Here is a 22,782-nt window from a genome sequence, read left to right on the forward strand (position 1 = left end):
GTGGGGGGCCTCGCCGCGGTCCACGGAGCGAGGAAGGGGTGGACCGGGATGGCCGAACTGCGTCTGCAGCTGTCCGAGTCAGGAGCCGACGCCGAGCGGCTGGACACGTTGACGGGGTACCTGCGCCAGGAACTCGCCGAGCTCGACGTCGGCGGCGTCACCGCGCTCCGGGCCGGCCCGCCACCACCGGGCGCGCGGGCCATCGACGCGATCGCGATCGGCGGGCTGGTGGTGACCCTGACCAAGTCCGCCCTGGGGCTCCGCACCGTCGTGGCCGCGATCCGCGGCTGGCTGAGCCAGGGCGATGGCAGTAAACGCACCGTCCGGATCGAGCTGGACGGTGACGTCCTCGAGCTGTCCGAGGTGACGGAGAAGGAGCAGGGCCGGCTCATCGAGTTGTTCGTCAGCGGGCACGCGGGATCCGAGGACGGCTGATGGACGGCCGCCGCAAAGCCCTGATCGTGGCCAACGACGAGTACGACCACGAGGGACTCCGGCACCTGCTGTCTCCCGCGGCCGATGCCGAGGCGCTGGCCCGCGTGCTCGGGGACCGCCAGATCGGCGCCTTCGAGGTGGAGACTGTCCGGAACCAGCCGGCGCACGTCATCCAGACCCACATCGAGGATCTGCTCGCCGACAGCAACGCGGACGACGTCCTGCTGTTGCACTTCTCCTGCCACGGGCTCAAGAGCGAGTCCGGCGAACTCTTCTTCGCGGCCACCAACACCCGGCCGAACCGGCTCAGCTCGACGGCGATCTCCGCCGACTTCGTCCAGCGGTGCATGCGGGCGAGCAGGTCGCGCAGCATCGTCTTGCTGCTCGACTGCTGTTACGGCGGTGCCTTCGGGAAGGGCGTGACCGTCCGTTCGACCGGTGACGTCAACGTGTCGGACAGCTTCCCGGAGAACCGGGTCGGCGGTGGTCGCGGGCGGGCGGTGATCACGGCGTCCAGCTCGATCGAGTACGCCTTCGAGGGCGATCGGCTCGCCGATGACAACACCCAGCGGCCGTCGGTCTTCACCACGGCCCTGGTGGACGGGCTCGCGACCGGTGACGCCGACCGGGACGAGGACGGCTGGGTCTCGCTGAACGAGTTGTACGACTATGTCTTCGACCGGGTCCGCGCCCAGACCCCGCACCAGACGCCGAGCCGGGACGTCGAGATGCAGGGGAGCTGTACCTGGCGAGAAGCCGACGCAAACGGATCAAGCCGATGCCGATTCCCGCCGACCTGCAGGCGGCGATGACGGATTCGAACATGTTCTCCCGGCTCGGCGCGGTCAGTGAGCTCCGGGTCCGGCTGCTGAGCGACAACCTGCCGTCGGCGGTCGGCGCGCACGAGGCGCTGGCCGAGATTGCGCGAACCGACATCCAGTACGTCGCGGAGCCCGCGAAGGCGGCGCTCGCCGAGGCGGTTCTGCGGCCGAGCCGCACCGAGATCGAGTTCGCGCCGGTGCCCCAGGGCGCCGAAGCTCCCCGGCAGGAAGTTGAGTTGCAGGGTCCGCCGATCGCCCGGGCAGCCATTCCGCACACCGACGACGCCTGGATCCACCTTCGCGAATCCGCCGAGAGCTTCGTCGTCACCGTCGAAACCACCACCCCCGGCCGCCGCACCGGAGCCATCACCCTCAAAGCCCCCAGCGGCGAACTGACCATCCCCGTCACCACCACCATCACCCCAACCCCGAGCACGCCGGAGCCTGCGCCGAGTACGCCGAGGCCGGCGCCGAGCCTGCCGAAGCCTGCGCCGACTCCGCCCGGCCCGACCCCGATCGCGCCGCGGCCAACACCCAGCACGCCGGAGCCGGCACCCAGCACGCCGAAGCCTCAGCCGACCCGGCCGAATCCGGCGCCGCCCGCGTCAAAGCCAGAGCCGAGCACACCCGAGCAGGCACCGAGCAGACCCGAGCCGGAGCCGAGCACACCCGAACCGAGAACACCTGAGCCGGAGCCGAGCACGCTTGCGACGGTGGGAAGTACGCCGACTTCTGCGCCGGCTCGGCTGGGTGCGGGGACGGTGCTGTGGGCTTTGCTGCCGGTTCTGTCGCTCGGGCTACTGACGCCGGCTCCGTTCATCCACGCGGCCGGCAAGCTGAAGGCGGGCGCGATGACCGTGACGGCGCTGATCTACTCGGTCGCCTGGATCGTCTTGATGGCGGGCCTCGGGGCAGGCGTCCAAGTGGTGCCGCTCTACTTCGTGCTCATGATCATCGCCACGGTCCACGCGTTCAGCCTGCGTCGGCAGGTCTTCGCGCCGGCACTTTCGCGCCCGGCCGAGCCACCGCCCGCAGTACGCCGGCAACCCACCGGCCCGGCAAAGATCCCACCGCAAACCGCCGGCACCATCACCCGGCTAGCTGGTGCGCCGCCCGCGCCAACGCCGACCCCCGCGCCGACCCCCGCGACGGCCACCGGGCCGGCCACGGCGACTCCGGCAACCCGGCTCGCGGGGGCTCCTGCGCCGCGGCGTACGGCGGAGACTGCGGTGGACCACACTCCTCCGCACTTCCGGGTGGTCGCGCTGGGCGTGGCCGGCTCGGGCAAGACCGTTTACCTGTCGAGCATGTTCCACACCGTCAACGTGCCGGCCCCCGGGCGCACGTACTTCCTCGAGACGAACGCCGCGCACCGCGTCTACCTGAGCAAGGTCTTCGACGAGGTCAGCGACACTTCGGAGCCGTGGCCGCGGGGTACCCGGACCGGTGAGACCAGAGAGCTCGACTTCGACTGTGTGTCGTTCGATGCCGGCGTCCGGCACACGGTGTTCCGGATCAGCTACCTCGACTACGCGGGCGAACTGCTGGAGTCCGAACAGGAAGCCGGTTCCACCGCGCTGGCCGACCTCGAGTCGCGGATCCGAAGTGCGCACGGCCTGCTCTGCATGCTCGACGGCTACCGCGTGCTCCAGTACCTGCGGAACGAACCGGCCGGCCGCCGGTACTTCCGCAGCCAGATCCAGCCGATGACCGGCATCATGGCCGGCGCTTCCTGCCCGATCCACTTCGTCCTCACCAAGTGGGACCTGGTCCGTGGCTTCGGCGAGCCGGCGGACGCGGACGAGAACACCCGCCTCGACCTGGTCCGGGACGCCCTGCTCGAGACCGCGCACCTGCGGGCCCTGATCGAGACGCACACCTTCGCGCATCGGGTCATCCGGCTGATTCCGGTCAGCGCGGTCGGACCGCACTTCGCTCAGATGGACCAGCAAGGTCACGTGCTCAAGCTTCCCGATGGCGAGGTCGACCCGACCAACGTCGAGGTGCCGCTGACCGCGATCCTGCCGGATCTCTTCCGCCAGGTCGAGTCCTCGCTCGACGCCCTGACCCGTCGGCGGCTCACCGAGGAGGCGGCCTCCCGGCGCGGCCGCGGCGACGGATCCCGGACGTCGCTCGACGGACTCCTCTCCCTGCCCGCTGGGATGGCGCTCCGGCAGCGGCTCCAGGACGTGGTCGGCGGCTCTTCCGGCCGGGACGTGATGGGCATGTTCCTCGACTGGATGGCCGGCGCGACGGCCGAGGAGGTCCGCGCGAGCGGGCGGTCCAGACAGGAGAACAGGATGCAAGCACAGTCGGTCGAGGCTGCCCGGGCTCAGGTGCTGGCGGAGTTCGCCGATGAACTCGACCGGCTCGAAGCCCGGTTGCCCGCGTCCCGGCTCAGTGGAAGGTAGGCGAGTGACCCGCGATCCGGCGTACGGCTGGGCCTTCCTGGTCGCGCGCGGCCGGCGCCGGGGATACCAGTCCCTGCTGATGCCGGATTTCCTTGTCCAGAGCAACGAGTACGGCGTACTCGGGCAGACCGCGAGCGGCGACTCCCCGGCCGACGGTGAGCCGAGGGTCGCCGAGCTCACCGGGCTCGCGGCCGGGGACGTCACCTTCGTCTGCGTGACCGAGCGACTCACGCCCGCCGACCTGGAGGGGAGTCCGGTGGCCGGCCCGGTGACCGACGAGTTCGGCCGGCCGCTGGAGCTCCTGTACGGCTTCGCCTGTCGCGGTGCCGTCGGTCTCGAGATCGACGCGGCCGATCTCGGTGCGGCTCGAGCGGAGGCGTTGCGGACCTACCAGCGCTTCCTGGCCGACGAATCCGGTTTCGCGGTCGTGTCCTCGCAAGCCTTCGTCCTCCGCTCGCGAACGACCCTGGCCCAGCAGCAACAGCCGGTCCTGGAGCCCGCGCCGGCCTTCGACCCCCCTGCGCCGTACCTGCTGGAGACCCCTGCTGGACAAGCCGTGCCCGTTCATCACCAGCCCGTACCGCGAAAGTCGAGGCTCGCGCCGCTGCTGGCAGGCGCCGGCATCGTCGCGGTCTCTCTGATCGCCTGGCTGGTGCTCGTCGACGACGACGCCAAGATCACCAGGATTGCCTTCATCGAGCCTTCGACGAGCGAAGTGTTCTGTACGGCGCCGGTCACGGTGCGAGCCACCGTCAGCGCCGACGGGCCGGCGACGATCAAGTACCACTGGGAAACGAACGGTAAGGCGTCGGCACCGATCGAGCAGGCGATCGACGAGGGCGACACCACCCTCGAGGCGAGGCTCGACCTCGGCGCCGCCGCCGGCCGCCGGGTCGATCTGACCCAGACCCTCGTCATCGACGAGCCCACCGCCGCCACCGCAACCCACGAATACCACTTGATCTGCAAGTAGGCAGCTAACGGGACACTAGCGAACGAGACGGTCTCGCAGGGTGGTCCGCTCAGCCTCGGTCAGGCCCGCTTGGGTGAGGTAGGCGATCGGGCCGCCGTACTTGGTGTCCAAGTGGCGCAGGATCTGGGTCAGCGAGTCGGCGCGGGTGTCGTGGTACTCGATCATCCGTGGGTGGAGCGACTCGTCCGGCTCGGCCGCCAGTTGTTCGGCGAGTAGCGGCGCCATGCGGGCTTGGGTCAACGCGTAGTCGGCGACGATCTCGTCCTCGGGGACGCCGGCGATGATGAGTGCAAGGGCGACCAGTACGCCGGTACGGTCCTTGCCGCCGAAGCAGTGGACCACCACGGCGCCTTCGGGGGCTTCGGCGATGGCTCGGAGGGCGGCGGCGAACCGGTCCGGATGGAGATCGAGCATCTCGGTGCAGGCACCGACGATCGTGGTGTGGTCCTGCGGATCGTCGGTGTCCTGCACCGGAACGTGCAGGCCGATCGGATCGTCGGTGAAGGGTGTCGGGAACGCCGAAACCTCGCCCGCGGTACGCAAGTCAATGACTCGGCTCACGCCGGTACGGCGTACTGTCTCCACGCCTTCCGGAGACAGGAACTGCAAGCAGTCCGAGCGGATCAGCGCGCCCGGGCGGATGGTCCCGCCGGTTGTGGTGGGGAGGCCGCCGAGGTCGCGGGCGTTGCGGCAGGCGGGCCAGTCGAGGTGGCGATCGACGGTCACAGGTCCTCCAGGGCGAGGCGGGCTTCCAGAGCGCTCACTGGTCTTCCAGAGGTACACCTTCGGGAGTGATCCGGGGAGACGTGATGCGAGCGTAGGCGTGATCGTTGAAGGCGTTGACCTTGGTGCTGATGCGGGCCGGTGTCAAGGCCGACTCTTCCAGAATGGTGAAGCGGCCGGGGCGGGTCTGTGGCGCGTAGCCGACCACGCCTTCGAACTCCTCGAGGGTGAAGCCGAGGTCCACCGGACGGACCGGGAGGCCGTGGCGGTGCAGACAGTCGATCGTCGCGTTGAACATCGCGTTGTCACCACGGAGGAACCACGCGAACGCGGCCCCGACGCCGACCTGCTCACCATGGAACGCGCGCCGCTGCGGGTGCAGCAGATCGATCGCGTGCGAGATCTCGTGGCACGCGCCCGACGACGGACGCGACGTACCGGCGACCACCATGGCTATTCCGGACAGCACCAAGCCTTCCGCCAAGGTCGTGAGGAAGGTGTCCTCGGCGATCGTGCCGGGGTGGTTCATCACCGCCTGGGCCGCGGTCCGCGCCAGCGACACCGCGAGGCCGTCCAGTTCCTCACCGCGCAGGCTGTGGGCGATCTCCCAGTCGGCGATCGCGGACAGGTTGGAGACGATCTCGCCGATCCCCGACCGGACCGAACGGGCCGGCGCCTGGGCGATCAGGTCCAGATCGACGAGGACGGCGATCGGCGCCGGTACGCCGTACGAGCCGCGGCCGGCGTCGTTGTCCAGAGTGCTGATCGGCGAGGCGATCCCGTCGTGCGCGAGATTGGTGGCGACGGCAACCATCGGCAGGCCGAGCCGGGCGGCGGCGTACTTGGTCACGTCCAGCACCGTGCCGCCGCCGATCCCGACGATCGCGTCGTAGCGCCGCAGCCGGATCTGCTCGACCAGCTTGATCGCCGTGGTGATCGTGCCGCCGTCGACGGTGAACCAGTCGGCCCCGGCCAGCCCGTCACGGAAGGTCGCCTGCACGATCGGCCCGTACGTCGAACCGACGGCGATCGCGACCCGTCCCGACGTGGAGATCCGCTGGTCGGCCAGGATCGTGCCGAGCTCGGCCAGTGCCCCGCGGCGGACGTCCACCACCAACGGTGCCGGGATCATCCGGGCTAGCAGCGGCACAGGCTCACCTGCTCAGGAAAGGTCACTGCGGGCAGCGAGGATGGTGCGGGCTCAGCGGAGGTCACTGGGGCAGGTCACTGGGGAAGGTCACTGGGAGAGCCGAGGATCGTGCGGGCCCGGGACAGGTCGTCGTGGTTGTCGATCTCCACCCAGTCGACGGTCCCGATGGGGGCGACGTCGATGCGGAACTCCTGGTCGGCGAGGAGTTGGTAGCCGTCCTCGTAGTACAGGTTGGGATCGCGTTCCCAGGTCTGCCGCAGGGCGGTGGCGAGGGCGGTGGCGGCCGACGGTTCGATCAGTGTGACGCCGATGTACTCACCCGTCGCGGTCGACGGATCCATCAGCTTGGTGATCCGCTCGACGCCGCGCTCCGGCGACCAGATCACCTTCATCTCCTCGTCCGCGAGCGACTTCTCGGTGTCCAGCGCGAGGATCACCTGACGATCCTCGGCGCGCGCGGCGAGCAGGGCTCGCTGGACCGACGCGGGATGGACCGTGTCGCCGTTCGCCAGCATGGCGCCCGCGCCGAGCAGGTCGCGCGCGCACCACAGCGAGTACGCGTTGTTCCACGTCTCCGCCTTGTCGTTGGGCACGAGTTCGAGCGTGACGCCGTACCGCTCCTCGAAGCCCGCCACCCGTTCCTTGATCGCGTCGGCGGCGTACCCGACCACGATCGCGACGTCGGTGATGCCGACCTCGGCGTAGTTGGCCAGCGTCAGGTCGAGCACGGTGGTGTCCGGCCCGATCGGGACCAGCGCCTTGGGCAACGTGTCCGTGTACGGGCGCAGGCGGCGGCCGGTACCGGCGGCGAGGACTAGTCCGATCATGCGCGCATCCTAAGCTCACCACTGCTGGATGATCGATTATGTTTAAAAGTGGTGGTTTATGTGATTCAATGCAGGTGTTGCAGTGAGGTCCGAAACATGGCGTCGAATGGGAGCATCTGGACATGACATGGCTGGTGACTGGCGGGGCCGGATACATCGGATCGCACGTGGTGCGCGCCTTCCGGGCGGAGGGGATCGACGTCGCGGTGATCGACGACCTGTCCAGCGGGAAGGCCGACTTCCTGGTCGAGGGTGTCCCCTTCACGCAGGCGAACCTGCTGGACGGTGAGGCCACCCGCCGCGCGCTCGAAGGAGCGACCGGGGTGGTCCACCTGGCCGGCTTCAAGTACGCCGGTGTCTCGGTCGAGCGCCCGCTGCACACCTACACGCAGAACGTGACCGCCATGGTCTCGCTGCTCGAGGCGATGGCCGATCAGGGCGTCGCCAACATCGTCTTCTCCTCCAGCGCGGGCGTTTACGGTACGCCGAAGGAAGAGGTGGTCACCGAGCAGACCGCGCCCGACCCGCAGAGCCCGTACGGCGAGTCGAAGCTGATCGGCGAGTGGCTCCTCACGGACCAGGCCAAGGCCGTCACCCTGAACCACACCTCGCTGCGCTACTTCAACGTGGTCGGTTCCGGCGACCAGTCGGTGTACGACGCGAGTCCGTACAACCTGTTCCCGATCGTCTGCAACCTGTTGACCCAGGGCAAGGTCCCGCAGATCTACGGCACCGACCACCCGACCCCGGACGGCACGTCGGTCAAGGACTACGTGCACGTCGCCGACCTCGCCCGGGCGCACGTCGCGGCCGCGCGGAGCCTCGAGCAGGACAAGTCGCTGGAGCCCGTCTACAACCTCGGCAGCGGAACCGGTACGTCGGTCCGCGAGATCATGAACGCCGCCCGCCGGGTGACCGGGATCGACTTCACGCCGACCGAAGGCCCGCGCCGACCGGGCGATCCGTCCCGCGTCGTCGCCTCCGGTGAGCTCGCCGCCCGCGACCTGGAGTGGAAGAACACCTACACCGTCGACCAGATGTTCGCCACCGCCTGGGAAGCCTGGCCGAAGCCCTGAGCCCGGTGGGCACGACCCCGGAAGCCCTGACCTGCTTCAGCTTTTGATGGCTTCGAAGCAGGCCATCGGGATCGTCAGGGCCAGTTCACCGCGCTCGTTGAGCTTCTTCTCCACGGCGGCCAGTTCGGCCGCCGTGGCGATCGAGCGCCACCCTTCGAGGAAGCCCAGCTGGACGAAGTAGTGGTTGAAGAGCGCCGTGCCGTCGGCGAAGCGCATCGTGAACGAACCCGTCCCGGCGACGGAAGCCGTGAACCCGGCGGCCTGCAACTGGGCGACCGTGCCGTCGAGCGTGGCCCGATGGTTGACATGGGCATCGAGTTGCTCGTGGTCGTCCAGTACTTCGCGCAGTACGTCGTAGAACTCCGCCATGTGGCCGACCAGATTCGTGCTGAGCAGCAGCCGACCGCCGGGGCGTAGTACCCGGTGGCACTCGGCGAGGATCGTGTCGGCGTTGTCGAAGTTGTTGACGCCGAGGTTGGAGACGACCACGTCCACCGACCCGCTGACCAGGTCGAGGGTGGCCGCGTCCGCCACCCGCAGCTCGACGTTGGTCAGGCCGAGATAGCTGATCTTGCGGCGCAGGACCCGCATCGCCTCCGGCCAGGGGTCGACCGCGATCACCCGGGCGGCCGCGCTGCGCTGGGCCAGCTCGACGGTCAGGAAGCCGGTGCCGGCGCCGATGTCCACGATCGTCTGGCCCCGGCGCAGGGGAACCCGTTCAAGAATCAACTGCCCGAATGGCGCCGACCAGAGCGGAAGTTCGTCGTAGTACTGCGCTGTCTCGGTCACTGATTGAACAATACTTGCGGCGCGGGGTCCGTGGACCGGCATTTTCTTAGGCTGCCGGTCCTTCGCGGTTGTAACCTGTCCGGCAGTTCACTGTGTTGTCCGCCTGGGCGGGCACCGATCGAGGGGTGCGATCCGATGAGTCACGAGAGCCTGCCGCAGTTCCTGGCGAAGGTCGACCTTTTCGCGGGGCTGCCCAAGGAGACGCTGTCCGACCTGATCGCCCGCGGGACGACGCTGACCATCAACCCCGGCGCCCACGCGACCGAGCAGGGCAGTGACGACGCCGGGCTGCAGGTCGTGCTGGAAGGGTCCGCCGAGGTCATGGTCAACGGAGAGTCCCGGCCGGCCCTCGGCCCCGGCGACTACTTCGGTGAGATCTCCCTGATCGACGGGCTGCCGCGCTCGGCGACCGTCGTGGCCGGTCCCGAGGGGCTGACCACGTTCGCGCTGTCCGCGCTGGCGTTCGCGCCGGTGGTGAAGGAGAACCCGCACGTGGCGGAGGCGCTGCTCAAGGCTCTCGCCACCCGCGTCCGGTCGCTCGAAGCCCGCGCCTGAAGCCTGAGGTACGCCTGATGCCGCCGGCGGACGAGGAACGCAAGGTCGTCTCGGTGCTGTTCTGCGACCTGGTCGGCTTCACGGCCGCGGCGGAGGCAGCTGATCCCGAGGACGTCCGCCGCTGGCTGACGCCGTACCACCGGACTCTGAAGGCAACCGTCGAGCGGTTCGGCGGCACGGTGGAGAAGTTCGCCGGCGACGCGATCCTGGCCGTCTTCGGAGCACCGCTGTCCCGCGAGGACGACGCCGAGCGGGCGGTCCGGGCCGGTCTGGCGATCCTCGCGGAACTCGCTGCCGGGACACTGGAGGTCCGGATCGGCATCGAGACCGGCGAAGCGCTGGTCGACCTGTCGGCCCGGCCGGAGCTCGGCGAGCCGTTCGTGACCGGGTTGGTGGTCAACACCGCCGCCCGGCTGCAGACGTCCGCCCCGATCGGCGCGGTCGTCGTCGGCGCTGCCACCTATGCCGCGACCAGCCGCGTCTTCGACTACCAGCCGCTGGAGCCGGTCGCCGCCAAAGGCCTCAGCCGACCCCTCGGTCGCTGGCAGGCCGGGCAACCGCGCGCCCGCGTCGGCGCCGACGTGATCCGGGACCTCAGTACGCCGCTGATCGGCCGCCAACGCGACCTTGTGTTGCTCCGAACCGCGTTCGACAAGGCCGTCGCCGAGCGTTCACCTCAGTTCGTCACATTGCTCGGCGAACCTGGAATCGGCAAGTCCCGCCTGGTCGCCGAACTCGGCGCGGAGCTGGACAAGCACGAGGAGATGGTCGTCTGGCGGGAGGGCCGCTGCCTCCCGTACGGCGAAGGCCCGTTCTGGCCGATCGCCGAGATCATCAAGACCCAGGCGGGCATCCTCGACAGCGACCCACCCGAGCAGGCCGCGGCGAAACTCGAGTCGATCCTTCCCGCGGGCGCCGACCAGGCCTGGTTGCGATCCCGCGTCCGCCCGCTGGTCGGTGCCGACGCCGACGGTACGCCGGTCGCGGTGGCGCAGGAAGAGTCGTTCGCCGCCTGGCGCCAACTCCTGGAAAGCTTCGCCGAATCGGCCCCGACCGTGCTGGTGCTCGAAGACCTGCACTGGGCGCGCGACGCCCTGCTGGCCTTCGTCGACCACCTCGCCGAATGGGTGCGCGAGCTTCCACTCCTGGTCGTGATCACCGCCCGTCCCGAGCTCCTCGAACGCGGCCCGCGCTGGACCCGCGGCCTGCAGAACGCGTGGATGATCGGCCTGTCCCCACTGTCCGGCAGCGAGACCGACCAGCTGATCGGCGAACGCCTCGGCCGGCAACTCTCCCCGCAGACCAGAGCCGACCTCGTCGACCGTGCCGACGGAAACCCCTTGTACGCCGAAGAGCTCGCGCGGATGGTGAACGAGACCGGCTCGGGTTCGGCACCGGCCGAGTTGCCGTCGGGGATCACCTCGATCATCGCGGCCCGGCTCGACACCCTGGCCCACGAGCGAAAGGCCCTGCTCGCGGATGCGGCAGTCATCGGCCGGGTCTTCTGGGCCGAGGCAGTCGCCGCCCTCGCCGGGCGCGACCCGGCGGACGTAGTACAGGCTCTGCAAGAGTTGTCGCGCAAGGAGCTGGTGCGGCCGGTTCGGCAGTCGTCGCTGGAAGGGCAACGGGAGTACACCTTCTGGCACGCGCTGACGCGAGATGTTGCCTACAGCCAGGTTCCGCGAGCCGCGCGGTCGGCGCGGCACATCGCCGCCGCGGACTGGATGGAGTCGCAATGCTCTTTGCGGCAAGCCGATACGAGCAATGTCGTTGCCCACCACCTCGGTACTGCGGTGCAGTTGGCTCGCGCCGTCGGAGATGAGGAGACCGAGCAACGATTGGTACCGCGCGCCCGGCGGCAGCTGCGCCAAGCGGGCGAGCGGGCGATGAATCTGGACACCGCCGACGCGATGGATCTGCTCGACCAGGCGCTGGCCCTCACGCCGGAGGATGACCCCGAGCGTCCCGAGGTCTTGGCGCGCTGGGGATGGGCGGCGTTCCTGACCGGCCGGTTGGAGGATGCGCTCGCGGCGTACCGGGTGGCCGTTGCTGGATTCGAGGCTGCCGGTGATCTGGCCGGCCTGGCGCGGACGTTGCGGTTGTCGACGTACGCGATGAGCAACAGGGACGAGAGCCTGGCGACGATCGACCGGGTGGTCAGCATCTTCGAAAGCCTCGAGCCGAGCGAGGACCTCGTTGGTGCGCTGGCTGGGCGGGCGACCATCCTGTCCATTGCCGGCCGCCGGGACGAGTCGATCGTCGACGCGGACCGGTCGCTGCGCCTGGCCGAGGAGCTCGGGTACTGCGTGCCGCACCGCGCGTTGGAGGCACGCGGGCTGTCGCGGGTCGGCAACGGTGACACTGGTGGTTTGGTCGACATCAAGAACGCGCTGAGTGCGTTGCTGGAGCTTGGCCATGCGCGCAATGCGGCGGTGACGTGGCTCAACTACGGGTTCGTGGTGTGGCAGATCGAAGGACCGATCGCGGCGCTCGAAGCGTTGCGCGAGGCGCAGGACTTCACCGAACGGCGCCGCCTGGCCGAGCTGCGGCAGAACCTCAGCTGCACGGTGCTGGAACTGATGCTGGAGACCGGCGACACCGAGGCCGTGGTTGTTGCTTGCCGTGCGCAACTAGCTGATCCGGGGCCGGCGTTTACGACGTTGCGGCGCATCGAAGTACTGGCGGCGTTGGCTCGGGCTCTGCTCGAACTGGGTGTGCCCGGGGCGCGGGAGCCGGCCGAGGAGGGTTACCGCCTGGGCATCGTGAGCGGCTGGCCCGACTATGTCGCCATCGGTGGCGCGCCGGTCGCCACGGCACGTGCTCTGGATGGGGACCGCGACGGCGTACGGGAGGTGCTGCAGCGGTTGGCCGACTTGGAAGAGCTCGCCGGAAGCCACGAATTCGCGGCGCGCCTACCCACCTTCGTCCGAGCCGCACTGGCGGTAGACGAACTGGACCTCGCCGAGGAGCTTACATCTCGCTTGGTGCCCTTGTTGCCGATGCGCGAATACTCCGTCACCACCGCGAACGCCCTACTGGCCGAACACCGAGGCGACCTAGCCGCCGCAACGGCCGGCTTCAGAAAGGTAGCGGGCGACTGGAAGACGTTCGGGAATTTGCTGGAACAAAAATACGCCTTGGCCGCAGCCGCGCGGACTGCCACAAGGAGCTGACCAGCCGGCGCCAGGCTCGTGATGCTGCGCATCACCTCGCGAACCAGAGGTTGGCGCGGCGGGTGCCAGACCGGGGAGGTTCCTACCCCCGCGGACGGCGAATAGCCACCCCAGAGGTGGCGGAATCCCGCCCCGGATGGGGGATGAGGGCTTTGGGGGCGGGGCTGGGTTGGGTGAGATGCGTTCGGAGGTGGCCCGCGGTAGAGGCGGACGGACTCACCGGCAGGCGGAGGTGCTGCGCATACTCGTGAAAGACGGCCGTCAGGGCGGCGTACCAGCTGAGCTGTTCGCCCTCTGAGGGGTTGACCCGTCAAAGGGTGGGTTGCCCGGCGAGATTCTGGCTAGGCAACCCGTCCTTCGAAGGGTTAGCCCCTCAGAGGTGCGTCTCGCTAGTCCTCGTAGGTCTTCTTGAAAGGGCCGGTGGGGGTTAGGTCTAGTTGGCCGGGGCCGGTGAGGACGCCGCCTTCTACTGGGAGGGTGTGGCCGGTGATCCAGGCGGCGTCGGTGGAGGCTAGGAAGGCTACGGCGGCGGCGATGTCTTCTGGCTCGCCTACTCGGCCTAGAGGGTAGAGGGCGGCGAACTGTTCCAGGGTTTCTGGTTGGCTGTCCCAGTTGGGGGTTCGGACGGTGCCGGGGGCTACTACGTTGAAGCGGACGCCCATGGCGCCGTAGCGGGCGGCGAAGTTTTGGGTCATGGCGATCTGGCCGGCCTTGGCGGCGGCGTACTCGATGTTGCCGAAGGCGGCTAGGCCGTTGACCGAGCTGATGGTGACTACGTTGCCGCGGGTTTTTACCAGGTGGGGGAGGGACGCTTGGATGCAGCGGGCGGCGCCGACCAGGGTGAGGTCTAGTTGGCGGTGCCAGTCCTCGTCGGTGGTGTCTTCGGGGACCGAGGTGACGATGCAGCCGCCGGCGTTGTTGACCACCACGTCGAGTTGCCCGAACCGTTCGATCGTTGCCGCCACCGCGGTGTCGACGTCCGTGCGGGAGGTGACATCCATCCGCACGGCCAGCGCGGAAGCACCCAGCTCCTGAGCGAGCGCGGTGATCTTGTCCTCCTGCAGGTCGGTGATGACCACCGAGCCGCCTTCCGCGGCGATCCGCCGCGCGACCGCCGCGCCGATCCCCTGTGCGCCCGCCGTGACGAGCGCGACCTTCCCCTCGAACCGCTGCATCAAGATTCCCCTCCAAGTAGTGGTTACAGGTCTGCCAGCACGCGATCGACCTTCTCGTCCGCGATCCGCCGGTCGAGCTTGGCCGGGTCGAGGTTGCGGCAGAGCACGATCGAGCCGCCGCCGGCGATCACGCCGATCAACGTGCCGATGCCTTCGGGCGCGACCAGCGAGGTCGTGGTGAGGACCCGGTCGGTGATCGGTTCCGCCGCCGCGATCAGCTCGGCGTGCGTCTTGTCGTCGTACGCCGGTGTGCTGTCCGCCGGCGGATCGAACGGGACGAACAGGTCGGGATGGTTGTACACCTCGGCGCCGTAGTCGTGGATGCCTTCCGGCAACGGTTCGCGGAACCGGCCGCCCAGCGGGAGTAGTGCGGAGGCGATCGTCTCGCGGGTGCCGCGGACGGCGAAGTCGGGTCCGGTGATGGCGAGCGCGCCCTCGCCGGTGGTGACGGTGGCGCCGGCCGACCAGGCCGACAGCGCCCAGACGACACCCAGCCAGTGCGGCGGCAGCCCGATCGCGACCGTCTCGCCGGGCTCCAGGTCGTACTCGTCGACCAGCAGGTTGGCCGTCTTCGCCACCCAGTTCGCGGTGGTGACCGCGCTGAGCTCGATCCGCTCGCCGGTGACGTCGTCGTAGTAGGTCAGGAACGGGTTGGCGCCGTCCCGTTGGACCGCGGCGCCGAACAGCTGAGGAAGGGTCACTCCGCAACCTTAGTCTTCGGCTCAACCGGGTGCGGCCTGGCGTAAGGTCACTGCATGTTGATCGTGATCGGCCTGGTGCTGATCCTGGCGTTGACTGTTGCCACCGGCTACTTCGTGGCGCAGGAGTTCTCCTACGTCGCGGTGGACCGGAACAGGTTGCAGGCCCTGGCCGACGCCGGGGACCACGCCGCGGCCCGCGCACTCAAGGTGACGCAGCGGCTGTCGTTCGTCCTGTCCGGCGCGCAGGTCGGGATCACCCTCACCGCGTTGCTGGCCGGGTACGTCGCTCAGCCCTATCTGGGCAAGGGTCTCGAGAACCTGCTCGGTACGACCGGTCTGCCGGAGGGCGTCAGCCTGTCGGTCTCGGTCGTGCTGGCGTTGCTGTTGGCAACGATCATCCAGATGGTGTTCGGTGAGCTGGCACCGAAGAACCTGGCGATCGCCCGGGCCGAGGCGATCGCGCTGCGACTGTCCCGGTCCACGCTGATCTACCTGGCCGTCGCCGGTCCACTGATCCGGATCTTCGACGCGACCTCGAACCGGATCCTCCGCCGGGTCGGCATCGAGCCGGTCGAGGAGCTCCCGCAAGGGGCCACCGCGCAGGACCTGGACAGGATCATCGCGACGTCGTACGAGCAAGGGCTGCTGGACCAGGACACCATGCGGCTGCTCGACCACGGGCTCGACTTCCGGCACCGCAACGCCGACGAGGTGATGACGCCGCGAGTCGATGTCGTCACCGTGCACCGGGACGCGCCGCTGACCCGAGTGGTGGAACTGCTCGACACCGGCCACAGCAGATTCCCGGTGATCGGCGACTCGGTCGACGAGGTGATCGGCGTGATCGCGATCGGTGACGTCGTCGAGGTCGAGCCCGCCGACCGGTCGCACGTCCCGGCCGGCTCACTGGCGTCGGCGCCGGTCGTCGTACCGTTTACGCTGCCGCTGCCCGCAGTACTGCAACAACTCCGTACTGCGCACCGCCAGCTCGCGATCGTCATCGACGAGTTCGGCGGGTTCGCCGGGGTGGTGTCGCTGGAGGACATCGCCGAGGAGCTGGTCGGCGAGATCCGCGACGAGGACGACCTGCCCGAGGCCGCGATGCTGGAGAACAAGGACGGATCCTGGACCGTGCCGGCCCGCTGGCGGATCGACCAGGTGGCCGAGGAGACCGGGATCCGGCTGCCCGAGGACGACGACTACGACACGCTGTCCGGCCTGATCATGGCCCGGCTCGGCCGCATCCCCATCATCGGCGACGAGCTGGTGGTCGAGCTGCCCCGTCGCTTCGATCATGACGGCCGGCCGGTGCCCGCCGAGTTCTTCCAGCTCAGAGTCCAGTCCGTACTGCGGCATGTGCCCGGCATCGTCGTCCTGGAGCGGCTGAGATGAGTACTACGGTCGCGCTGCTCATCTCGGTGCTGCTGCTCGCGCTCAACGGGTTCTTCGTCGCGGCGGAGTTCGCCCTGGTCGCGTCCAAACGGCACCGGCTGGAACAGGCGGCCGCGTCGGGAAGCCGCTCGGCGCGAGCCGCGATCGCCGGCGTCAGCGAGCTGTCGCTGATGCTGGCCGGCGCGCAACTCGGCATCACCCTGTGCACGCTCGGCCTCGGCTCCTTGTCGGAACCAGCCGTGGCGCACTTGCTACATCCTCTATTCGAAGTCATCGGACTGCCCGAGGGAGTCGGGCACGTGATCGCCCTGCTCATCGCGGTCGCCGGCATCGGTCTGCTGCACGTGCTGCTGGGGGAGATGGCGCCGAAGTCCTGGGCGATCAGCGATCCCGAGCGATCCGCCTTGCTGCTGGCGTTGCCGTTCCGGGGATTCACGTACGTCTTCCGGCCGCTACTGACCGTGCTGAACGGCATGGCAAACCTCTGCCTGCGCCTCATCAAGGTGACCCCGCAGAACGAACTGGCCAACGCCCACGGTCCGGATGAACTGCGACTGCTGATCGAGTCGTCCCGCGAACACGGCACCCTCGAAGAGCCCGAACACGAGTTGCTGACGGCCATGCTCGCGCTGCAGAACACCACGGTCGCTCAGGTGTTGACGCCGACCGCTCAGCTCTCCACGGTGCCCGCGTCGGCGGCTGCTCGCGAAGTCGAGCTCATCAGCCGACGTGAGGGCCACTCGCGCCTCGCTGTCGTGACACCGGGTACTACGGCGGTGTGCGGCATCGTGCACGTCAGCGATGCGGCCCGCGCGACCACTCGGGGTGGGACCACCCTTCGGGCTTCCGACCTGATGACCGAGCCGCTGCGGTTGGCGGCCGGCACGCCAGTGGCCGCCGCGATCCGGCTGATGCGCGAACGCCGGTCGCAGCTGGCCGTAGTGCAGGAGGGTGACGAGCCGCTGGGTGTTGTCGCGCTGGAGGACCTGCTGGAAGAGGTCATCGGCGAGTTCGACGACGAAACCGACCCGATCATCAGCGCCTCCCGGCGCTCAGCACCTCCGGCCGACGCCGGAGGATGACCGGTAGCGGGTCGTCCGCACGACATACGGTGTTGGTACGCCGTACAGGAGGAGTCACCCGTGCCAGTCAGCCGTCTCGGTCTCGTCGTCCATCAGGCTCGCCCGCTGGCCGTGCAGGCCGCCGGGGTGGTCCGCGAGTGGTGTCGTCGCAACGACATCGGCTGTACCGACATCGACGTCTGGAAGGACCACGAGCACCGCCGGGGCGGCATGGAGGAGATGCAGCACGCCGGCAACCCCGACCTGGTCGTCACGCTCGGTGGCGACGGCACCTTCCTGCGGGGTGCCCGAATCGCGGCCAAGAACGGTGCCGCCGTACTGGGCGTCGACCTCGGCAAGGTGGGCTTCCTGACCGAGGTGGCGTGCAGTGACGTCGAGGAGGCGCTGGAGGCGGTCCACAAGGACCAGGCCACGATCGAGGAGCGGATGACGCTCACCATGCGCGCCTCCCGGCCGCTGGAGGTCCCGACCGGCATCGAGGCCCTGCTGCGGTACGGCCACGGCCCGTCCCTCCCGCCACCTGCTGTGCGCGAGGAGAGCGACGGCTGGGGTGTGGCGCTCGACGTGACGGCCCTCAACGACGTAGTACTCGAGAAGCTCGCCCGCGACCACCAGGTGAGCGTCGGCGTCTACCTGTCCGGCCGCCTGCTCGCGTCGTACTCCGCTGACGCCCTGATCGTCGCGACACCGACCGGCAGTACGGCGTACAGCTTCGCGGCCGGCGGCCCGATCTTGTCGCCACACATGGAAGCAGTGGTCTTCACCCCCGTCGCCCCGCACATGACCTTCAATCGCACAGTCGTAGCGGCACCCGACGAGCCAGTAGGCCTCCGTGTCCTCCCACACTCGGGCCAAGCCGCCGTGAGCATCGACGGCCAACTACGCGGCGTACTGGACCCAGGAGACTGGATCGGCGTCTACGGCTCGGTCCGCCGCCTCCGCCTGGTCCGCCTCCGCCCCACCGACTTCTACGGCCGCCTCCGAGACCGCTTCCGCCTCACCGACGCCCCAGCCACCGGCATAGACGGCGACCTCGCCCCCTTCTTCCGCCCCAACACCCCCGTCCCCCCAGACCTGGCCCACCTCCGGCTACCACCAGTCCCCACCCCCCAACCCGACAACCCCGCCTGCGAAGCCCCGGACGCCACGGACCCAACCGAGTAGCCGGGCCGCGGCGGTGAGCGGCTCTTCACCGCCGTACCAGCGTCCAACTGGTACAGCCCGAGGAGCCGTCACCCCCAGCCCGGTAGGCTCCCTCTCCATGCTCAACATAGTCATCCCAGCAGGGGGCAGCGGCACACGTCTGTGGCCGCTCTCGCGGAAGTCGAATCCGAAGTTCCTGCACGCCCTCAGCGGCACTCCTGCCACCTTGTTGCAGGCGACGGTGAACAGAGTGATTCCGGTGACGACGCCTGAGCACACCTATGTGGTCACCGGAACCGCGCACGCGGTGGCCGTCGCGCGCCAGTTGCCGGAACTGCCCGACGAGAACGTGCTGGTCGAGCCGTCGCCCAAGGATTCCTGTGGTGCCATCGGCCTGGCCGCGGTCCTGATCGCCCGCAAAGACCCCCAGGCACTGATGGGAGCGTTCTCCGCGGACCACATCGTCCAGAACCAGGAGCGGTTCCTCGAATGCGTCCGGGCTGCCATCGCCGGCGCGGAGCAAGGACGCCTGGTCGTCTTCGGCATCACTCCGACCTACCCCGAGACCGGCTACGGGTACATCGAGTGCGGCGAGGTCATCGACGGCGGGCCGGTACGGAAGGTCAGCCGGTTCAAGGAGAAGCCGACGCTCGACGTCGCCACGGAGTACGTGAACTCCGGCGAGTTCTACTGGAACGCGTCGATGTTCGTCTGGCGGGTCGACGTCTTCCTCGCCGAGCTGGAACGGCAACAGCCTGAGCTCCACGCGGGCCTGCAGCGGATCGCCGCGGCCTGGGGCACACGTGAGCAGGAGACGGTACTGGCGGAGGTCTGGCCGACCCTGCCGAAGATCTCGCTCGACTACGCCGTGATGGAGGGAGCGGCGGAGGCCGGCCTGGTCGCCGCTGTGCCGTCGGACTTCGGCTGGACGGACGTCGGGGACTTCCACGCGCTCGGCGAGGCCCTGCGGACCAGCGAGGACAACCCGGACGAGAACATCGTCGTGGACGGGACCGGGGTCGGGGAGGGTGGTGGCAAGCCGGTGCTCGTTCTCGAGGACAGCCACGGACTAGTCATCGTTCCGCAGTCCGGTCGCCTGATCGCGGCGGTCGGTGTCCGGGATCTGGCCATCGTGGACAGCCCGGACGCACTGCTGATCTGCGACCGCAGGCGGGCCCAGGAAGTCAAGAAGGTGGTCGACCGGATCCGCGACGAGGGCCTGCACGACCTGCTCTGAGGGTCCGCGCCGTGGGCGGACCGTTGTTTTCGACGGACGCCGCGGGGAAGTCTTCCAGTGGCACGACGGTCGTGTCACTGGAAGGAGGCCGATCTGCCCGGCTCTGCATCACCGGTAGCCGTTCGCGCCTCCGCCCCGCTCCGGGTGGACTGCGGCAACGCACTGGATCTGGCGACGATCGCGACGATCCTGCAGCCGTACGATCCCTGCACGCTGAATCTCGCCGTGAACCTGCGGGTGGAGGTGACGGTCGAGGAGCAGGACGGCACCTGCATCGTCGTGGACGACGAAACGGGCGTGACGAAGTTCGGATCAGCCGCGGAGCTGTCGCTGGCGGGAGCGACCCGGCTGACCGCCGTGATCCTGCACCACTTCCAGCTCGAGGGCGTCCGGGTGACGATCCGGTCGCCGGTACCGCGCGGCAGCGGGCTCGGCGGATCGGGCGCGGTAGCGCTCAGCCTGGTGGCCGCCTGTCAGACGTATCGGCGTCTTCCCGCACAGGTCGCATTGTCAAGCGCGGAGTTGCCGGGGCTGGCGATGCTGGCCCAAAGCCTGGAGGCGGCGATCACCCCCGCTCCGGTCGGACTGCAGGACCACCTGGCGGCCGCTTTCGGCGGGGTGTCTCTGTGGGAGTGGGACGCCCGGGACAGGATGCCGCCGTTCCGGCGGATTCCGATCCAGGGAGCGAGCACCGTGCTGGGGCTGAACTCCCGGCTGGTCGTCGGTGTCCTTCGAGAACCGCATGTCGACGGTGGACTCAGCCGTTCCTGGTCGGAGTCTGTGCGACAGGGCGAACTCGCGATGTGGATCCGTACGGCGGAGGTTACCCGGCACTTCGCGGAAGCGGTCAGTGCCGCTGATTGGGCAGCTGCCTCGGCCGCACTGGACGAAGAGTGCGAGTTACGCGTCCGACGATGGCCACAGGTCATGAAGGGGGCGGCAGTGGCCTTTCGTCGTGCTGTGGTTGCCTGTGACGGCGCGGCCCGTTTCTGCGGCGGGGGAGATGGCGGAGCGGTGTGGGCGCTGATTCCTCCCCACCGGCGCCAGGAGTTCGAGGAAGCGTGGCGGACGGATCCGGCCTGTCCCGACGTCGTTCTGCTCACGCCCGAGGTCGATACCGAAGGACTGGTGATCGAGTGCAGGCCGAGCTGAACCTGACGCTGAACGTCGGGCGACCGGCCGCCTGCACCATCGTGATGGCCCGTGGCGCGGTGCAGAACCTGGCTGAGATAATCACCTCCCCGCCGTCCCGCCGGGCGATCTGGGTGGCCGACGCAACCGTTCAGGCGGCGGTGGGGAACGTGGTCGACACCGCCCTGCGGCGGGTCTTCGGCACAGTGGACGTGATCACGATCGAGCGGGGCGAACGAGCGAAGACGCTGGCCGGATTCGGGTTCCTGATCGAAGAACTGGAACGGCTGCGTGCTGATCGTCGGACGACGATCTTCGCCGTGGGTGGCGGCAGCACGACCGACGCCGTAGGTTTCGCCGCGTCCTCCTACTTGAGGGGCATCCCGTACGTCTGCCTTCCGACCACGTTGACAGCCCAGGTCGATGCCGCGATCGGGGGCAAGGTCGCCGTCAACACGACCGCCGCCAAGAATGCCGTCGGCGCCTTCTACCACCCGAGTCACGTGATCATCGATCCTGCGCTGTTGCCCGTCCAGCTGGAGATCCCCGACCGGGACGGACTGGCAGAAATCACCAAAGTGGCAACGATCTCAGACGGCGCGCTGTTCGCCAGACTGGAGAGCCTGCCGACCGGCGGACACCCCGCGCCGCGGGTGCTGGACGAGCTGATCAGCCGGGCGGTGATGGCCAAGCTGGCCCTTCTGACGAAGGATCCGTTCGAGGCCGAGCTCGACCGGTTGCTCAACTTCGGCCACGAGACCGCGCATGCCCTGGAGAAGGCACTCGGCCATGGGATCAGGCACGGCCCCGCGGTCGCGATCGGGATCGCTGCCGCCACCAGGATCTCGGTCGACCGGCGTCTCCTGGGCGAGGCCGAGGGTCGTCGCGTCGGCAACTTGCTCGGACGGCTCGCGCTACCGGTCTCGATCGACATCGACAAGGCCGCCGAACAGCGGTTTGCCGACGCGCTCCGCCAAGTCATGTTGGTCCGCGCGGGCAGCCTGCGGGTAGTTTTGCCGACTCGCATCGGACACGGTGTGATCGCACCCGCGGTCACCATCGAGGAACTGACGACGAGTATCCGAGGAGTTGTTCGTTGACGAACTCGCAGTCCCCGACAGCGGCGCAGTTGCGCTGGCAGCGCATCGCCCGACGGGCCTCGGACGCCACCGTGCTGATCCTGCTGGTCACCGGCGTGGTCGTCTCGGCCATCGACCTGACGATCGGTCTGGACAGGTTCGCCTGGCTCGCCCAGCGGATCCCGCAGATCACCCTCCTGGGCCTCGCCTTCTTCTTCGCCTCGGCGGTTCTGGAGCGCGTGACGTTGCTCGAAGGGATCCGGTCGGACCTGGACGTCCTCCGGCGGGATCTGGACGACGGAGTGACGGTCCTCAACAGCCGGATGAACGAGGTGACCCGAGTTCCTTCCGAGGTGGCGGCGGTGGTCCGCAGTACTCGGCGCGAGGTGCCGTTACTGCCACTGCTCGGGCCCGCGACGAGTTCCGTCCTGATCATGGGGACGACGCTGCTCCACTTCGCGGAGCAGCATCGTGAGCTCCTGCTGGAGAAGAGCCGGAGTTGCTCCGTCCGGATCCTGCTGCTGGACAGCACGCCCGCGCTCCGGCAGGTGCATTTCGCTGTCGGTCGTCTGTTCGGCGAAGAGGACTCCTTCCACCGCGAACTGAAGCGAAGCCAGGAAGCGATGGTCACGCTGGCAAAGGAGGCCCGCGGCCTGGGCGGCGACTTCGAGGTACGGGGCTACGACATCGTGCCCACCGCCAACGTCATCATCGTCGATCCCGCATCGCCCGCCGGCCAGATCCAGGTCGAGTTCCTGCCCTATCGTGCTTCGGCGAACCTTCGTCCTGGCATGCTTCTCCAACGGCAGCCGATGACTGTTGATGCCGGCAACCTTTTCGACTTCTTCGTCAGGCAGTACGACCAGCTCTGGAGCGTCAGTCACGATGTCACCCGGTGACAGATCCATT

The 22,782-nt window shown here is 68.8% G+C and carries 20 protein-coding genes; 14 read left to right on the plus strand and 6 right to left on the minus strand.

All coding sequences use genetic code 11. The features are described from left to right. The first annotated feature begins 48 nt into the window (after positions 1-48). From ACQPYM_RS08140 to ACQPYM_RS08155, 4 genes are read left to right on the plus strand one after another with little or no spacing between them, the layout of a single operon-like run. Entirely contained in the window at positions 49-435 is a 387-nt protein-coding gene (locus ACQPYM_RS08140; protein ID WP_433017282.1) for a hypothetical protein, read from the plus strand. After that, on the plus strand, positions 435-1,247 hold the full coding sequence (locus ACQPYM_RS08145) for a caspase family protein (protein ID WP_433017285.1): 813 nt from the start codon (positions 435-437) through the stop codon (positions 1,245-1,247). The genes ACQPYM_RS08140 and ACQPYM_RS08145 overlap by 1 nt, the downstream gene beginning before the upstream one ends. Next, complete coding sequence (locus ACQPYM_RS08150) at positions 1,214-3,667, plus strand: hypothetical protein (RefSeq protein ID WP_433017288.1); 2,454 nt, start codon at positions 1,214-1,216, stop codon at positions 3,665-3,667. The genes ACQPYM_RS08145 and ACQPYM_RS08150 overlap by 34 nt, the downstream gene beginning before the upstream one ends. Before the next feature lie 4 nt (positions 3,668-3,671). Beyond that, entirely contained in the window at positions 3,672-4,640 is a 969-nt protein-coding gene (locus ACQPYM_RS08155) for a hypothetical protein (RefSeq protein WP_433017291.1), read from the plus strand. Positions 4,641-4,655: 15 nt separating this feature from the next. Here the strand turns inward: ACQPYM_RS08155 and ACQPYM_RS08160 are convergent, their stop codons facing one another. The 3 genes from ACQPYM_RS08160 to ACQPYM_RS08170 form a co-directional block, all read right to left on the minus strand. Next, the gene (locus ACQPYM_RS08160) at positions 4,656-5,366 is read right to left on the minus strand and encodes a tyrosine-protein phosphatase (protein WP_433017294.1); all 711 of its coding nucleotides are present in this window, start codon (positions 5,364-5,366) and stop codon (positions 4,656-4,658) included. A gap of 34 nt (positions 5,367-5,400) precedes the next feature. Continuing rightward, positions 5,401-6,513 (minus strand): iron-containing alcohol dehydrogenase family protein, encoded by a 1,113-nt coding sequence (locus ACQPYM_RS08165; RefSeq protein ID WP_433017297.1) that lies wholly within the window; start codon positions 6,511-6,513, stop codon positions 5,401-5,403. Positions 6,514-6,587: 74 nt separating this feature from the next. Then, the gene (locus tag ACQPYM_RS08170) at positions 6,588-7,340 is read right to left on the minus strand and encodes a sugar phosphate nucleotidyltransferase (RefSeq protein ID WP_433017300.1); all 753 of its coding nucleotides are present in this window, start codon (positions 7,338-7,340) and stop codon (positions 6,588-6,590) included. Between the two features lie 122 nt (positions 7,341-7,462). On the opposite strand from ACQPYM_RS08170, the gene galE reads away from it, so the two are divergent. Then, entirely contained in the window at positions 7,463-8,416 is a 954-nt protein-coding gene (gene galE, locus ACQPYM_RS08175) for a UDP-glucose 4-epimerase GalE (protein ID WP_433017303.1), read from the plus strand. 36 nt (positions 8,417-8,452) lie between these two features. On the opposite strand, the gene ACQPYM_RS08180 is transcribed toward galE, so the two are convergent. After that, complete coding sequence (locus ACQPYM_RS08180) at positions 8,453-9,205, minus strand: class I SAM-dependent methyltransferase (protein WP_433017306.1); 753 nt, start codon at positions 9,203-9,205, stop codon at positions 8,453-8,455. Between the two features lie 135 nt (positions 9,206-9,340). On the opposite strand from ACQPYM_RS08180, the gene ACQPYM_RS08185 reads away from it, so the two are divergent. Beyond that, complete coding sequence (locus ACQPYM_RS08185; protein ID WP_433017309.1) at positions 9,341-9,760, plus strand: Crp/Fnr family transcriptional regulator; 420 nt, start codon at positions 9,341-9,343, stop codon at positions 9,758-9,760. 17 nt (positions 9,761-9,777) lie between these two features. After that, entirely contained in the window at positions 9,778-12,933 is a 3,156-nt protein-coding gene (locus tag ACQPYM_RS08190; RefSeq protein ID WP_433017312.1) for an AAA family ATPase, read from the plus strand. A gap of 389 nt (positions 12,934-13,322) precedes the next feature. Here ACQPYM_RS08190 and ACQPYM_RS08195 read toward each other — a convergent pair whose 3' ends face one another. Both ACQPYM_RS08195 and ACQPYM_RS08200 read right to left on the minus strand, forming a co-directional pair. Beyond that, on the minus strand, positions 13,323-14,108 hold the full coding sequence (locus ACQPYM_RS08195) for an SDR family NAD(P)-dependent oxidoreductase (protein ID WP_433017315.1): 786 nt from the start codon (positions 14,106-14,108) through the stop codon (positions 13,323-13,325). Between the two features lie 23 nt (positions 14,109-14,131). Beyond that, positions 14,132-14,809, minus strand: coding sequence for a TIGR03089 family protein (locus tag ACQPYM_RS08200; protein WP_433017318.1), 678 nt, complete (start codon positions 14,807-14,809; stop codon positions 14,132-14,134). A 54-nt stretch (positions 14,810-14,863) separates the two neighbouring features. Between ACQPYM_RS08200 and ACQPYM_RS08205 the strand changes: the two genes are divergently transcribed. The 7 genes from ACQPYM_RS08205 to ACQPYM_RS08235 all read left to right on the plus strand — a co-directional run bounded on the left by ACQPYM_RS08205 (position 14,864) and on the right by ACQPYM_RS08235 (position 22,772). Next, entirely contained in the window at positions 14,864-16,201 is a 1,338-nt protein-coding gene (locus ACQPYM_RS08205) for a hemolysin family protein (RefSeq protein ID WP_433017321.1), read from the plus strand. Beyond that, a complete protein-coding gene (locus ACQPYM_RS08210) occupies positions 16,198-17,283 on the plus strand; it encodes a hemolysin family protein (RefSeq protein WP_433017324.1) in 1,086 nt (361 codons plus the stop codon). The genes ACQPYM_RS08205 and ACQPYM_RS08210 overlap by 4 nt, the downstream gene beginning before the upstream one ends. 60 nt (positions 17,284-17,343) lie before the next feature. Beyond that, entirely contained in the window at positions 17,344-18,447 is a 1,104-nt protein-coding gene (locus ACQPYM_RS08215; protein ID WP_433017327.1) for an NAD(+)/NADH kinase, read from the plus strand. Between the two features lie 97 nt (positions 18,448-18,544). After that, a complete protein-coding gene (locus ACQPYM_RS08220) occupies positions 18,545-19,663 on the plus strand; it encodes a mannose-1-phosphate guanylyltransferase (protein ID WP_433017330.1) in 1,119 nt (372 codons plus the stop codon). A gap of 57 nt (positions 19,664-19,720) precedes the next feature. Beyond that, positions 19,721-20,815, plus strand: coding sequence for a hypothetical protein (locus ACQPYM_RS08225; RefSeq protein ID WP_433017333.1), 1,095 nt, complete (start codon positions 19,721-19,723; stop codon positions 20,813-20,815). Further along, a complete protein-coding gene (locus tag ACQPYM_RS08230; RefSeq protein ID WP_433017336.1) occupies positions 20,800-21,894 on the plus strand; it encodes a 3-dehydroquinate synthase in 1,095 nt (364 codons plus the stop codon). The genes ACQPYM_RS08225 and ACQPYM_RS08230 overlap by 16 nt, the downstream gene beginning before the upstream one ends. Beyond that, positions 21,891-22,772, plus strand: coding sequence for a hypothetical protein (locus tag ACQPYM_RS08235; protein ID WP_433017339.1), 882 nt, complete (start codon positions 21,891-21,893; stop codon positions 22,770-22,772). Before ACQPYM_RS08230 ends, ACQPYM_RS08235 begins: the two co-directional genes overlap by 4 nt. Positions 22,773-22,782: the final 10 nt, after the last annotated feature.

This window comes from Kribbella sp. CA-294648 (assembly GCF_050943845.1).
Classification (GTDB): domain Bacteria; phylum Actinomycetota; class Actinomycetes; order Propionibacteriales; family Kribbellaceae; genus Kribbella.

Coding starts and splice junctions, on each gene's coding strand:
- ACQPYM_RS08145 (WP_433017285.1), top strand. CDS start 435: ATGGACGGCCGCCGCAAAGCCCTGATCGTGGCCAACGACGAGTACGAC.
- ACQPYM_RS08210 (WP_433017324.1), top strand. CDS start 16,198: ATGAGTACTACGGTCGCGCTGCTCATCTCGGTGCTGCTGCTCGCGCTC.
- ACQPYM_RS08170 (WP_433017300.1), bottom strand. CDS start 7,340: ATGATCGGACTAGTCCTCGCCGCCGGTACCGGCCGCCGCCTGCGCCCG.
- ACQPYM_RS08150 (WP_433017288.1), top strand. CDS start 1,214: ATGCCGATTCCCGCCGACCTGCAGGCGGCGATGACGGATTCGAACATG.
- ACQPYM_RS08185 (WP_433017309.1), top strand. CDS start 9,341: ATGAGTCACGAGAGCCTGCCGCAGTTCCTGGCGAAGGTCGACCTTTTC.
- ACQPYM_RS08195 (WP_433017315.1), bottom strand. CDS start 14,108: ATGCAGCGGTTCGAGGGGAAGGTCGCGCTCGTCACGGCGGGCGCACAG.
- ACQPYM_RS08140 (WP_433017282.1), top strand. CDS start 49: ATGGCCGAACTGCGTCTGCAGCTGTCCGAGTCAGGAGCCGACGCCGAG.
- ACQPYM_RS08220 (WP_433017330.1), top strand. CDS start 18,545: ATGCTCAACATAGTCATCCCAGCAGGGGGCAGCGGCACACGTCTGTGG.
- ACQPYM_RS08205 (WP_433017321.1), top strand. CDS start 14,864: ATGTTGATCGTGATCGGCCTGGTGCTGATCCTGGCGTTGACTGTTGCC.
- ACQPYM_RS08190 (WP_433017312.1), top strand. CDS start 9,778: ATGCCGCCGGCGGACGAGGAACGCAAGGTCGTCTCGGTGCTGTTCTGC.
- galE (WP_433017303.1), top strand. CDS start 7,463: ATGACATGGCTGGTGACTGGCGGGGCCGGATACATCGGATCGCACGTG.